Genomic DNA, 12115 nt, shown 5'->3' with positions numbered 1-12115 from the left:
GGCCCCGCCGCCCGCTCGCCCGTCCCGGCCGCGGGCGGCTCCGCCGGCCGTTCCGCGGGCGGCTCGCCCACGGCCCGGGTCACCGTGTCCCCCGCGCGGCGAACGGCTCCAGGGCGGCGGCGCCGTCCCCGGTCACGATCGCGGGGCCGGTCAGCACGGGACGCCCTCCGCCGAGCACGTCGCCGTTGCTCTTCAGCAGCCACACCCCGTCCACTGCCTCGTATCCCTGCAGATAGGGCTGCTGGTCGACGGCGAACCGGACGGCGCCCGACCGGAGCGAGGAGATCAGGTCCCGGTTCAGGTCGAACGTGCCGACCTTGACGGCGCCGCCGGCCCCCTTCGCCGCGTCCACGGCGGTCGCGGCGAACGGGGCGCCGAGCGTGAGGACGCCGTCGATCCGCCGGTCGGCCTGGAGCTTGGCCGTGAGGGACGACTTCACCTGCGGCATGTCCGTGCCCTGCACGAACAGGTTCTCCATGCCGGGGCCGAAGGTCCGCCGCGCGCCGGCGCAGCGGTCCTCCAGGCCCACGTTGCCCTGCTCGTGGACGACGCACAGCGCCCTCTTCGCGCCGATCCTCGCCAGCTCCCGCCCGGCGGCCTCGCCCGCGATCCGCTCGTCCTGGCCGAAGTGCGCGACCGCGCCGAGCCGCGCCGACTCCGCCGCGCCCGAGTTGATCGACACCACCGGGATCCGCGCGGCGGCCGCGCGGGCGAGGGCGTCCTTCATGGCGTCCGGCTTGGCGAGCGTGACGATGATGCCGTCCACCCGCTTGTCGACCGCCGCCCGCACGAGCTGCGCCTGCCTGCCGCCGTCCGGGTCGGCCGAGTAGAGGAACTCGATGTTGTCCTTGGCGGCGGCGGCCCGAGCACCTTTCTGGACGATGTCCCAGAACGTGTCGCCGGGTCCCGAGTGGGTGACCATCGCGACCTTCAGCCTGGGCCCGGCGCCCGCCGCCCGGCTCGCGCGCTCCTCGGCCTTCTTCCCGCCCGAACCGCTGCACGCGCCGAGGGCGAGCAGCCCCGCGGCCGTCAGCGCCACCGCGCTCGTGATCGTCCCGCGCGCGGACGCACCTGTCATCGGACGCTCTCCGTTCCTCCCCCGTGAGTTACCCCCGTGAGTGACGGGTCAGCAGAGGAGGCGGGCGGAAGCGGCGACGGGTCGCCACCGCGCCACGGGTGAGGCGAACACGCCGTCGCGGGCCGCCCCCGAGGGCGGCAGTCCTCGCGGCCGTCCGCTCATCGCGCGGCCCCCGTGAGGTAGTCGAGGCTGCGGCGGACGTTCTCGCGCGGCCCCTCGCCGGGCGCGGGCTCTGCCTCCAGGATGGCGTCCTGCTCCAGGACGTACCAGCCCTGGTAACCGGCGGTGCTCAGGGTCCGAATGATTCCGGCGATGTCGACATCCCCTTCCCCTAACGGACGGAACAGGCCCTCCTTCACCGCGCCCGCGTAGGTGAACTCTCCCGCGAGCACGCGTCCGGCGAGCGCCATGTCCACGTCCTTGAGATGGACGTGCCCGATGCGCGCCGCCGCGAACCGCACCAGCCAGAGCGGCTCGGTTCCGCCCACCAGCAGATGCCCGGTGTCCAGGCACAGCGGGACGCTGCACCCGCCCAGCACCCGCTCCACGTCCGCGCACCGCTCCACGACCGTCCCGACCTGCGGGTGCAGGGTCACGACCCGGCCGCGGTCGGCGGCCCGCCGGGTGATCGCGTCGAGGTTGGCCAGCAGCGTCGTCCACTCCCGGGTGTCCAGCCCGGGACGCAGCCCGTGCCCGTCCGGACCGGGCAGCGCGACGAGCATGAGAACGCCGTCGATCGCGTCCAGGGCCCGCTCGACCTCCGGCAGCGGGTCGCGCGCCGGGTCGTGCAGGACGACCCGGGCGAACGCCCCGGCGGACCCGAGCCCGTACGACGCCAGCAGCGCCTCCCGCTCGGCCCGGCCGCGCGGGAGGAAGCCGTCGGGGCCCTGCTCGGTCGCCGTGATCCCGAGCCCGCGCATCTCCTCGAGAACGCGTCCGGGCGCCATCTGGTGGCCCCATCCGGGTACTTCGCACACACCCCACGCGATCGGCGCGCCCGCGATCCTCATCGCCGTCCCTCCCCCGCGCCGGCGCGGCGTCCCCGCCGCGGCCCCGCGCCGCCGGGACCGAACCGCCCCGGCCTCGCCCCGTACTCCGTGCGGTTGTACAGAGCGGCCGGCGGCCCGTCGTTCAGGACGGGCGACGCCGGCCCCGAACCGGCGTCGCGATGCCCGCCCGCGAAGCCGTCGCCCCGGTCCGCACTGGTCGCCATCACACCTACCACCTCCCGGCCCGTCACGATCCGGACCGGGTCCAGATCATGGATCAGGCAGTCTTGGAACAACCCTCCTGAAGAGGGGACGTAAGCGGCGGGAGGCGAGGCGGGGTCGAAGCTACACCACCGAACGTTGTGCAGCCACCGAAGCCGGGCAGAAGCCGGCGCCTCCAGGGCGGCCCCGCGCCGCGAGCCCGGACACCGCTGGAGACCGAGCCGGAGCGGCACGCGCGGCGGGCCCACCGCGGCCGCGATATGGATCGCTCCATTTAGGGCCACGGCCCAGGACCTCTCGCCGAACGAGACTATCCCCGCCACCGAGGCCCACTCGATCGGCACCGCTCGCGCGTCCGAGGTCGCCACAACGGGCACGACCGGCGCCATATCGGACAGCAGGCCCGGGGTCTGCACGTCCACCCCGTCCCCGTCAACACGATCGAGGCAGGGACCACTGTCCGGAACCGGCCCGCACCCCGGGCCATCCGAATCACCGGACGGCGCGCCCGCCACGGCCCCGGACGGCCCGCCCGCCCGAGCCGCACCGGCGCCGGCCAGTCCGATCGCCATGCGTCCCTCCCGGTCGGCGGCCAGGTGATCCCCGAGTGTGCTGGAGCGTTCCATGATCGTCAATCGGCCGGTCGGACCCATCGGGGATAAAGGAGGGGCCCGAAACAGCGGACTACGCTGGCATCGGTACGGGCGCGCGGGGCGCCCCGGAACGACCGGGGGCCGGCCGGGGCCGGCCGAGGATTGATGGTGCGATGCGGGTCTTCGTCACCGGCGCGTCCGGGTTCGTCGGCTCCCACGCCGTCCGGGCCCTTCTCGACGCGGGGCACCGCCCGCGCGCGCTGGTCCGCGATCCGGTGAAGGCGACCCGCGTCCTGCGGGCGCTCGGGGTCTCCGCCGGGGACGTGGAGCTGGTGCCCGGCGACATGCTGGACGCCGCCGTCGTCGGCGCGGCGCTCGGCGGCTGCGACGCCGCCCTCCACGCCGCCGCGGCGATCGGCGTGACCCGGCGCGCCGCCGGCCTCGCCCAGGCCGACATGGAGGCGAACGTCGCCGGTACCCGCGTCGTGGTCGGCGGCGCCGTCGCGCTGGGCCTGGCGCGGGTCGTCCACGTGTCGACGATCGCGGTTTTCCTCCCTCCGTCGGGGCCGGTCATCACGGCGGGCTCGCCCCTGGCGTCCCCCCGCGCCGCCTACGGCCGCTCCAAGCTGGCCGCCGAACGTTACGTGCGCGGCCTGCAAGAGGACGGCGCACCGATCACGATCGTCTATCCCGGTGGCGTGTGCGGCCCGCACCAGCCGACGCCCGACACCCTGATGCGGGGGCTCGCCTCCGCGCTCGGCACGGTGTGGCCGCTGCCGGGCGGCGGCGTGTCCGTCCTGGACGTCCGGGATCTGGGCGAGGCCCTCGCCCGCTGTGTCGAGGACGGGCCGGGCGCGCACCGCCGGGTCCTCGGCGGCCACTACGTCACCTGGCCGCGGCTCGCCGACCTGTGCGACGGCGTCACCGGTGTGCCGTGCCGCCGCCTCCGCGTCCCGGGCGGCCTCCTCGTCGGCTTCGGCGCCGCGTTGGACGCGGCCCGGCGCGTCCACCCGATCGGCCACCCGCTGACCCGCGACGCCGCCGAGTTCATGGTCACGCTCGTGCCGAGCGACGACCGCCCCGCACTGGACGCGCTGGGCCTCGCTCTCCGGCCGGTGGAGGAGACGGTCGCGGACTCCGTGCGCTGGCTGGCGGAGAGCGGTCGCCTGAGCCCCCGCCGAGCGGGCGTGCTCGCGCAGGGGCGGCCGAGACCCAACCTCATCCGGCGCGCGCTGGGCCCGCCCGTCCGGCGGATGGCCGCCGCCCCGTGGTTCGCCAGAGTGGGCCCGAAGATCGTCCCGCCGCTGGACCGGGGCCTGCACCGCGTCACCGGCGGCCGCGTCCTGCTCAGCCGGGCGCTTCTCCCGAGCCTCATGCTGACCACGACCGGCGCCGTCAGCGGGACGCCCCGCCGGGTGCCCCTCGTCTGTCTCCCCGAGCGGGACGGCGGCTGGCTGGTCGTCGGGTCGAACTTCGGCCGGGACGGGCATCCCGCCTGGACGGGCAACCTCCTGCGGCACCCGCGCGCCGAGGTCGCCTTCCGCGGCGGCACCACGCCGGTGACCGCCCGCCTGCTGACCGGGGACGAGCGAGCCGAGGTCTGGCCGCGCCTCCTGGAGATCTGGCCCGTCTACGACCGTTACGCCGAACGCACGACCCGCCATTTGCGAGTCTTCCGCCTGACGCCCCGCTGACGCCGTTCCGCTCACGGCGCTCGCGGATAAGAGGCCGCCCGGTGGCCTAGGTGCCGCGGACGGTTCTGGAAAGGCGGCGGCCCAGCAGGAAATAGGCCAGCACGGCTCCCGCGACGTTCAGGATGACGTCATCGACGTCGAAGGCGCGGCCGAGGACGAAAGCGCCCTGCACGGTCTCGATCGCCAGCGAGAAAAGGCAGGTCAGAAGCGCGATGCGCAGGGGGCCGCGGAGGCTGCGCCACACGATGGGGAGCAGGACGCCGAAGGGCGCGAGCAGGGCCACGTTGCCCCCGATCTGGAGCAGCGCCTCCTTGACGGGACGGTTCATGTAAAAGCGCAATGAATGGCCTGGATCGGTATTTCCGCCTGCCTGGCCATTGTCACGGACCGGCGTCAGCGTGAGCCGGAAGGCCACATAGCAGAAGACCCCCAGAACGGCGAGCGCCATCGTGACGGCGATCACCCGGAGGACGAACACGTACCACGGGGTCCTAGTGCCGGACGCCGCCGGCTGCCACATCTCCACCAGCATGGGGCGCTGGTCCCCGCACCATCACAAAGTATGCGCACAACGTACGAATGCCGATTTTTTCGGATCCCTATCTCCGACTTTGATCCGACCGAATCCCGGATCCCCCGCGGACGGCCTGGTGACGGCGACCGGCGCCCGCCGCCCGGACCCGGACGGCGCGAGAGGGCTGCGCCCGCCCGCGAACGGTGCTTCACTTGCCTGACTCTCACCTGTCACGGCGAGTGCGCTCCCCTTGTCGGAAGGACGCTCCCAAGATGAACGATGCCTTAGGCGACGACGTGGGCGACGACCGGCCCAGCTCCGCCCGCGTCTGGAACTACTACCTGGGCGGCAAGGACAACTACGCCGTCGACCGCGAGGCGGCCCACGCCGTCATGGCGCACTTCCCCGCGATGGGGCGGGTGGCGCTCGAGTCGCGGAGGTTCCTGGGCCGTGCGGTGACCTACCTCGTCGAGAAGGGCGTCGACCAGTTCCTCGACATCGGCACCGGCCTGCCGACGATAGAGAACACCCACGAGATCGCCCAGCGCCTCGACCCCGCCGCGCGGATCGTCTACGTCGACAACGACCCGCTCGTCCTGTCGCACGCCCGCGCCCTGCTCACCTCGACCCCCACCGGGGCCTGCGACTACCTCGACGCCGACCTGCGGGACCCCGGCGACGTCCTCGGCCGCGCCGCCCGCACGCTCGACTTCGGCCGGCCCGTCGCGCTCATGCTGGTCGCGGTCGTCCACCACCTGGTCGACGACGCGGAGGCGGCCGCGGTCGTGGCGGAGCTGGCCGGGGCGCTGGCGCCCGGCAGCCACATGGCGCTGGTCCACGCCACCGCCGACTTCCACGGCCGGTCCGTCGCCGACGGCATCAGGTCCTTCAACGACGCCGACGGCACCCCGCTGTGCACCCGGACCCGCGCGCAGGTCTCCGCCTTCTTCGACGGCATGGACCTGGTCGACCCCGGGCTGGTCAGCACGTCCCGCTGGCGCGGCGACCCGGACGGGGACGACCGGGAGGTGCCCCAGTGGGCCGGGGTCGCCGGCGTCCGCGGGCGGTGACGGCGGGGCGCCGCGGCGGGCGCGGACGCGCGGTGCCCGCGCCGGTGATCCCGGCGCGGGCACCGTCCCCGCTCAGGCCGCGACGGCCGTGGTCGCCGGCTCCAGGGCCAGCTCCAGCACCTCGCGGACGTCGCTGACGGCGAAGACCGTGAGGTTCTCCAGCACCTCGGCCGGCACGTCCTCCAGGTCCGGCTCGTTGCGCTTGGGGACGATCGCGGTGGTGATGCCGAGGCGCGAGGCGGCCAGCAGCTTCTGCTTCAGCCCCCCGATCGGCAGCACCCGCCCGGTCAGCGAGACCTCGCCGGTCATCGCCACGTCCGAGCGGACCGGCCGCCCCGACAGCAGCGACGCCAGCGCCGTGGTCATCGTGATGCCCGCGCTCGGACCGTCCTTGGGGATCGCGCCGGCGGGCACGTGGACGTGCACGCCGCGGTCCTTCAGGTCGCCGACCGGCAGCTCCAGCTCGGCGCCGCGCGAGCGCAGGTAGCTGAGCGCGATCCGGGCCGACTCCTTCATCACGTCGCCGAGCTGGCCGGTCAGCGTGACGCCGGTGTCGCCGGTCTCCTTGTCGGCGAGGGACGCCTCGATGTACAGCACGTCCCCGCCCGCGCCGGTGACCGCCAGGCCGGTCGCGACGCCCGGCACGCCCGTGCGCCGCTCCGACCGGCTCAGCTCGACCTCCGGGGTGAACCTGGGCCGCCCCAGGTAGTCCTTGAGGTCGGCCGCGCCGATCGACACCGGCAGTTCCGCCTTCTCCAGCGCCACGTTCGCGGCGACCTTGCGCAGCACCCGCGCGATCGACCGGTCCAGGGACCGGACGCCCGCCTCCCGCGTGTACTCGGCCGCGAGCAGCCGCAGCGCGTCGTCGCCGAACCGGGCCTCGGACGCCCGCAGCCCCGCCTTCTCCAGCTGGCGCGGCAGCAGGTGGTCGCGGGCGATGGTGACCTTCTCGTCCTCGGTGTAGCCGTCCAGCTGGACCAGCTCCATCCGGTCGAGCAGCGGCCCGGGGATCGCCTCGACCACGTTCGCCGTGGCGAGGAACAGCACGTCGCTCAGGTCGAGCTCGACCTCCAGGTAGTGGTCGCGGAACGTGTGGTTCTGCTCGGGGTCCAGGACCTCCAGCAGCGCCGCGGTCGGGTCGCCCCGGTAGTCCGCGCCGACCTTGTCCACCTCGTCGAGCAGCACGACCGGGTTCATCGAGCCCGCCTCGCGGATCGCGCGGACGATCCGGCCGGGCAGCGCCCCGACGTAGGTGCGCCGGTGACCGCGGATCTCCGCCTCGTCGCGGACGCCGCCGAGGGCGACCCGGACGAACTCGCGTCCCATGGCCCGGGCGACGGACTCGCCCAGCGAGGTCTTGCCGACGCCGGGAGGGCCGGTCAGCGCGAGCACCGCGCCGCTGCGCCGCCCGCCGACGACGCCGAGGCCCCGGTCCGCGCGGCGCTTGCGCACGGCCAGGTACTCGATGATGCGCTCCTTGACGTCGTCCAGCCCGGCGTGGTCGGCGTCCAGCACGGCGCGGGCGCCCGCGATGTCGTAGGAGTCCTCCGTCCGCTCGTTCCAGGGGATGTCGAGGACGGTGTCCAGCCAGGTGCGGATCCAGCCGCCCTCCGGCGAGGCGTCCGACGACCGCTCCAGCTTGTCGACCTCCTTCAGCGCCGCCTCGCGGACCTTCTCGGGCAGATCCGCCGCCTCGATCCGGGCCCGGTAGTCGTCCTCCTCGTCGGCGGGGTCGCCGTTCAGCTCCGCCAGCTCCTTGCGGATGGCCTCCTGCTGCTGGCGCAGCAGGAACTCGCGCTGCGTCTTCTCCATGCCCTCCTGGACGTCCTTGCGGATGGTCTCCGCCACGTCCAGCTCGGCGAGGTGGTCGCGCGCCCACCCGATCACCAGTGTGAGCCGCTCGACCACGTCGGGCGTCTCCAGCACCTCGATCTTCTGCTCGTCCGACAGGTACGGCGCGTACCCGGCGTTGTCGGCCAGGGTGGACGGATCGTCGATCTGCTGCACGACGTCCACGACCTGCCAGGCGCCGCGCTTCTGCAGGATCGCGCTGACCAGGCTCTTGTACTCCTTGGCCAGTTCCTGGGCGCGCCCGGACGGCGGCGGCGTCTCGATCTCGGTGCCCTCGACCCACAGCGCCGCGCCGGGCCCGGTCGTCCCGGTCCCGATCCGCACCCGCGAGACGCCGCGCACGACCGCGCCGGGCTCCCCGCCCGGCAGCCGGCCCTCCTGCTCGACCACGCCGAGCGTCCCCACGCCGGCGTACTGCCCGTTCAGCCGGGGCACCAGCAGCACCCGCGGCTTGGCCGAGGACCGGATCCCCGGCCCCTTGGACTGGGCCACCGCGCGGGCCGCCTCGATGGCCGCGCGCACCTCGCCGCTCCCGGACAGGTCGAGGGGCACCACCATGCCCGGCAGGACGGCCCCGTCGTCCAGGGGCAGCACCGGCAGCGTCAGGGTCTCGCTCATGCTCACTCCAAGTCCGTCCGTCCACGACCCGCAGGCCGTCCCGGGCTCCCCGGGAACCCAACATCAAGTTGAGTCATACACACTCAAGAAAACGGAGCAGCTTTTTGTTTCCTCATCAACGTTCGCTCTGAGCGATCACCCCGGAACGAGGAGGGAGGGCCCCTAGCGCGCGTCGCGCAGCCCGAGAATGTACGTCGCGGTCAGCGCGACGGCGCGGTCCTCGTCCCGGGACAGGTCCGCGAGGGCGCGGGACGAGGTGATCCCCGGAATGTCCGCGAACACCTCGGTCAGCCGCCGGCGCGCGGACGCCTCGACGGCGCCGCGGGCGAGGAGGTCGACGAGCCCGGCGGCGATCCGGTCCGCCAGCACCGGATCACCCGCCAGCGCGCCGAGCGCGTCGGCGGCGTCGGCGTCCTTCGTCCCCTCCACGATCATGTCGACGAGCGTCGGCACCGCGTCGGCCTCCCCGCGCGCGCCGAGTGCCAGGGCCGCGTACCGGCGGACCACGACATCGGAGTTCGCGAGCGCGTCGCGCAGCAGCGCGGTCGCCGCATCGCCCGGGATCTCGGCGATGGACTGGACGGCGCGTTTGCGCACCTCGGCGGCCGGCGCGCCGAGGCCCTCCCCCAGGCCCGCCGCGCCGGCGTCGCCCGAGCGCGCCAGGGCCCATCGAAGGGCCCCGGCGACGTTCGGGTCCGCCTCGCTCAGCACCGCCTCGACCAGGGCCTCCACCGGCACCGGCGCCTCCTCCGACGAGGACAGTGCCGCGCGCTGGCGCCTCCCGGCGCTCTCCGACCCCAGTGCCTGGAGGAGCGCGACGACCTGGAGGACGTCCTCCCAGTGCTCGGGTTCCGCGGCATCGATCCGGCGGAGCCGCCCGAGCAGCTCCGTCTCGGCCGCGATGCGCTCTCGCGTCCGGTGGATCAGGTCGTCGATGAGCTCCGCGGGCCGGAAGCCGGGATCGTCCAGCGCGCTCCCGGCCTCGCGCAGCGACAGCCCCAGTGAGCGCAGGCTCTCGATGTGGAAGATCCGCCGGATGTCCTCGCCGGAGTACTCGCGGTAGCCGGCCCCGGTGCGGCCCGTCGGCCGCACCAGGCCCAGCGACTCGTAGTGCCGGAGCATGCGCGCGCTGACCCCGGACCGCCGCGCCACATCACCGATCAGCACCGTCCGTCACCCCTCCTGCCCGTCCGCGCCGAGGGCGACGAGGCGCTTCGCCTCCTCGATCGCGAACTCGAATCCGGCGTCCGGGTCGCGCCGCAGCCGGTCCGTCGCGATCGCGTGCTGACGCACGCGCGGGTCGGCGGCCGTCATCGCGGCGCGCAGGACCGGCGTCATCGGCTTGCCGAGGGCGATCAGCGCCCGGCTCAGGCTCAGTCGCGTGTCGCGCCCGCCGCGGCCGAGCTGGGTCGCCAGCACCCCGGCCAGCTCGCCCTCCTCGCCCTCGGGCACCAGGGCGACCGCCGCGCGCCACGCGCTCCGCGCCACCTCGTCGTCGGCGTCGGCCATCAGCTCCCGCGTGATCGCCGGCCACGCCCGCGGATCCCCGATCTTGGACAGCGTGTGCAGCGCCTGGCCGCGCGCCTGCGCGCGCTCCGAGCGGAGCTCGTCGATGAGCAGGGGGACGGTCAGCGACGGCTCGTGGCGGGTGAGCGCCCACGTGAGCATCTCGCGCACGAAGAACTCGGGCTCGATCGCGCACCGCTCGACCAGCGTTCTGACGAACCTCGGGTCCGGGGTCGTTCCGACCGCCATCGCCGCCCGCATCCGCACCGACTCGCCGCCGTGCTCCAGCGCCCGGAGGGCTCGCGTCGCGTTCGCGTCCTCGTCCGGCATGGTCATCGGGACCACCTCCTCGGCCACAGTGAAAACCTTGTCACCGTGTCAAGGTCAAGCGAACCGCTCCCGAGCACAAGATCAGCATACTGACCGCGGCTCCGGCGGAGGCGGAGGCGTGAGGGCCCCTACCTCGCGGCGGCTCACCCTGCCCGGCCGTAGGTTGAGAACGTGAAGGTAGATGTCGAGCTTCCCTCCGACGGCAAAAGGCACCAGTACTGCTGGGGGTGCCGAGCCGAAGACGTCACGCCGGAGCACGGCGCGGCGGACTTCCTGTGCGGGACCTGTGGCCGAACCCACGACAGGGTCCTGGTCTTCGATCCCGCGGTGAACTGGTGGGTCGACGGGTCCGGTGAGTACTGGCACGAGTCCGCCGGAACGTTCGTCCGCCGGGCGGACGGTCTGTTCCTCTTCTTCGAACGCGTCTTCTTCCCCTTGCAATGGACCGTCCCCGCCGGGCACGTCGACACGGGTGAGGATCCGCGCCACGCAGCACGTAGGGAACTGCGTGAGGAAGTCGGGCTGGAAGTCTCCTTGGACGACGTCGTCCCGCTCAGCGTCGACGACGTGGTGGGCGACTCCTGCTGGCGCGGGTCGGACGCGCACCGCTGGCACTCGTTCGTGGCCGACGTCCCGGCGGGCACGACCGTCGAGGTGCTGGAGGAGGGACGACGGCCGGTGTGGCTCGACCCGGCCGAGGCCCTCGGCCGTCCGCTGACGGTACCGGTGCGCGCCCTCATCGAGCGTCACCTGAGCTGACCTCGGCCGGGCGTGGGCCGACCAGGAAAACGGGTTGCACGCGGGACCGGCCGCGTGCGACGGTCGCCGTCGATGCTCTGACCCCTGGGAGGCCCGGTGAACACCGTGCTCCGCGAGACCCTTACCGGCGCCTCGGCGACGGAGCGCGCGGCGGCCTGACCGGCCTCGCCCGCCCGCGCGGCGGCGCACGCTCCACGATCCGAGGCGGCCCCGGCGCAGGTGACCTCCTGCGCCCGTTCCGCGCGCCCTCCCGGCGCGCGAGTCTCCTGGAGCATCCGTGTCGCCGTGCGTCTCCTCCGAGCCGCTGTCCCCATCCGCTTCCCCCTCCTTCCGTCCCATGATCAAGGCGGGCCGCCGATGAGCCGCCGCCTGATCCTGCTGCTGTCCCTGACCTGCGGCGTCGCCGTGGGCAACCTCTACTTCCCGCAGGCCCTCGCGCCGCTCGTCGCGACCGGGCTGGACGCGTCGCCCGCGTCCGCCGCGCTGGTGGTGACCGCCGCGCAGTCCGGATACGCGGCGGGCAACTTCCTGCTCGTCCCGCTCGGGGACCGGTTCCCGCACCGGCCGCTGCTGGTCGTCCTGCTCTCCCTCACAGGGCTCGGGCTCCTGGCCGCGGCCGCCGCGCCCGCGCTGCCCGCGCTCGTCGCGGCGAGCGCCCTCGTCGGCGTGACGACGGTCGCCGCGCAGGTCATCGTGCCGATGGCCGCCGGGATCGTGCCGCCCGAGCGGCGCGGGGCGGTGATGGGCACGCTGCTGAGCGGTTCGATCGGCGGCATCCTGCTCGCGCGGACGTTCGGCGGGTTCGCCGGCGAGCGGCTCGGCTGGCGGGCCCCGTACGTGGTCGCGGCTGCGGCCGTGCTGCTCCTCGCGGCCGTCCTCGGCCGCGCCCTG

General features: G+C 74.2%; 11 protein-coding genes. 4 read left to right on the top strand and 7 right to left on the bottom strand.

Features of this window, described 5'->3' with window-relative positions; genetic code table 11:
• Positions 1–79: 79 nt before the first annotated feature.
• From E1291_RS32700 to E1291_RS32690, 3 genes are all read right to left on the bottom strand, one after another.
• A complete protein-coding gene (locus tag E1291_RS32700; protein ID WP_131741939.1) occupies positions 80–1078 on the bottom strand; it encodes a substrate-binding domain-containing protein in 999 nt (332 codons plus the stop codon).
• Positions 1079–1236: 158 nt separating this feature from the next.
• Positions 1237–2025 (bottom strand): sugar phosphate isomerase/epimerase family protein, encoded by a 789-nt coding sequence (locus E1291_RS32695; protein ID WP_242614523.1) that lies wholly within the window; start codon positions 2023–2025, stop codon positions 1237–1239.
• Between the two features lie 59 nt (positions 2026–2084).
• Positions 2085–2291 (bottom strand): hypothetical protein, encoded by a 207-nt coding sequence (locus tag E1291_RS32690; protein ID WP_131741937.1) that lies wholly within the window; start codon positions 2289–2291, stop codon positions 2085–2087.
• A gap of 764 nt (positions 2292–3055) precedes the next feature.
• Here E1291_RS32690 and E1291_RS32685 point away from each other — a divergent pair.
• The gene (locus E1291_RS32685) at positions 3056–4576 is read left to right on the top strand and encodes a nitroreductase family deazaflavin-dependent oxidoreductase (protein ID WP_131741936.1); all 1521 of its coding nucleotides are present in this window, start codon (positions 3056–3058) and stop codon (positions 4574–4576) included.
• A gap of 46 nt (positions 4577–4622) precedes the next feature.
• Here E1291_RS32685 and E1291_RS32680 read toward each other — a convergent pair whose 3' ends face one another.
• Positions 4623–5108 (bottom strand): VanZ family protein, encoded by a 486-nt coding sequence (locus tag E1291_RS32680; protein WP_131741935.1) that lies wholly within the window; start codon positions 5106–5108, stop codon positions 4623–4625.
• 254 nt (positions 5109–5362) lie between these two features.
• Here E1291_RS32680 and E1291_RS32675 point away from each other — a divergent pair, with 254 nt between their 5' ends.
• Entirely contained in the window at positions 5363–6160 is a 798-nt protein-coding gene (locus E1291_RS32675; protein ID WP_131741934.1) for an SAM-dependent methyltransferase, read from the top strand.
• Between the two features lie 72 nt (positions 6161–6232).
• Here E1291_RS32675 and lon read toward each other — a convergent pair whose 3' ends face one another.
• From lon to E1291_RS32660, 3 genes are all read right to left on the bottom strand, one after another.
• Positions 6233–8629 (bottom strand): endopeptidase La, encoded by a 2397-nt coding sequence (lon, locus tag E1291_RS32670; protein ID WP_131741933.1) that lies wholly within the window; start codon positions 8627–8629, stop codon positions 6233–6235.
• A gap of 162 nt (positions 8630–8791) precedes the next feature.
• Positions 8792–9796, bottom strand: coding sequence for a MerR family transcriptional regulator (locus E1291_RS32665; protein WP_131741932.1), 1005 nt, complete (start codon positions 9794–9796; stop codon positions 8792–8794).
• 6 nt (positions 9797–9802) lie between these two features.
• A complete protein-coding gene (locus tag E1291_RS32660; RefSeq protein WP_242614522.1) occupies positions 9803–10492 on the bottom strand; it encodes a HEAT repeat domain-containing protein in 690 nt (229 codons plus the stop codon).
• A gap of 144 nt (positions 10493–10636) precedes the next feature.
• Here E1291_RS32660 and E1291_RS32655 point away from each other — a divergent pair, with 144 nt between their 5' ends.
• Positions 10637–11224, top strand: coding sequence for an NUDIX hydrolase (locus E1291_RS32655; protein WP_131741931.1), 588 nt, complete (start codon positions 10637–10639; stop codon positions 11222–11224).
• A gap of 357 nt (positions 11225–11581) precedes the next feature.
• Positions 11582–12115: MFS transporter (locus E1291_RS32650; protein ID WP_131741930.1), on the top strand; the 534-nt coding region annotated here is incomplete at its 3' end.

It is taken from the genome of Actinomadura roseirufa, from assembly GCF_900659635.1.
Classification (GTDB): Bacteria; Actinomycetota; Actinomycetes; order Streptosporangiales; family Streptosporangiaceae; genus Spirillospora; species Spirillospora roseirufa.
This window is presented reverse-complemented; position numbering and strand designations above follow the sequence as displayed.

Coding starts and splice junctions, on each gene's coding strand:
- E1291_RS32700 (WP_131741939.1), bottom strand. CDS start 1,078: ATGACAGGTGCGTCCGCGCGCGGGACGATCACGAGCGCGGTGGCGCTG.
- E1291_RS32695 (WP_242614523.1), bottom strand. CDS start 2,025: ATGGCGCCCGGACGCGTTCTCGAGGAGATGCGCGGGCTCGGGATCACG.
- E1291_RS32690 (WP_131741937.1), bottom strand. CDS start 2,291: ATGGCGACCAGTGCGGACCGGGGCGACGGCTTCGCGGGCGGGCATCGC.
- E1291_RS32685 (WP_131741936.1), top strand. CDS start 3,056: ATGCGGGTCTTCGTCACCGGCGCGTCCGGGTTCGTCGGCTCCCACGCC.
- E1291_RS32680 (WP_131741935.1), bottom strand. CDS start 5,108: ATGCTGGTGGAGATGTGGCAGCCGGCGGCGTCCGGCACTAGGACCCCG.
- E1291_RS32675 (WP_131741934.1), top strand. CDS start 5,363: ATGAACGATGCCTTAGGCGACGACGTGGGCGACGACCGGCCCAGCTCC.
- lon (WP_131741933.1), bottom strand. CDS start 8,629: ATGAGCGAGACCCTGACGCTGCCGGTGCTGCCCCTGGACGACGGGGCC.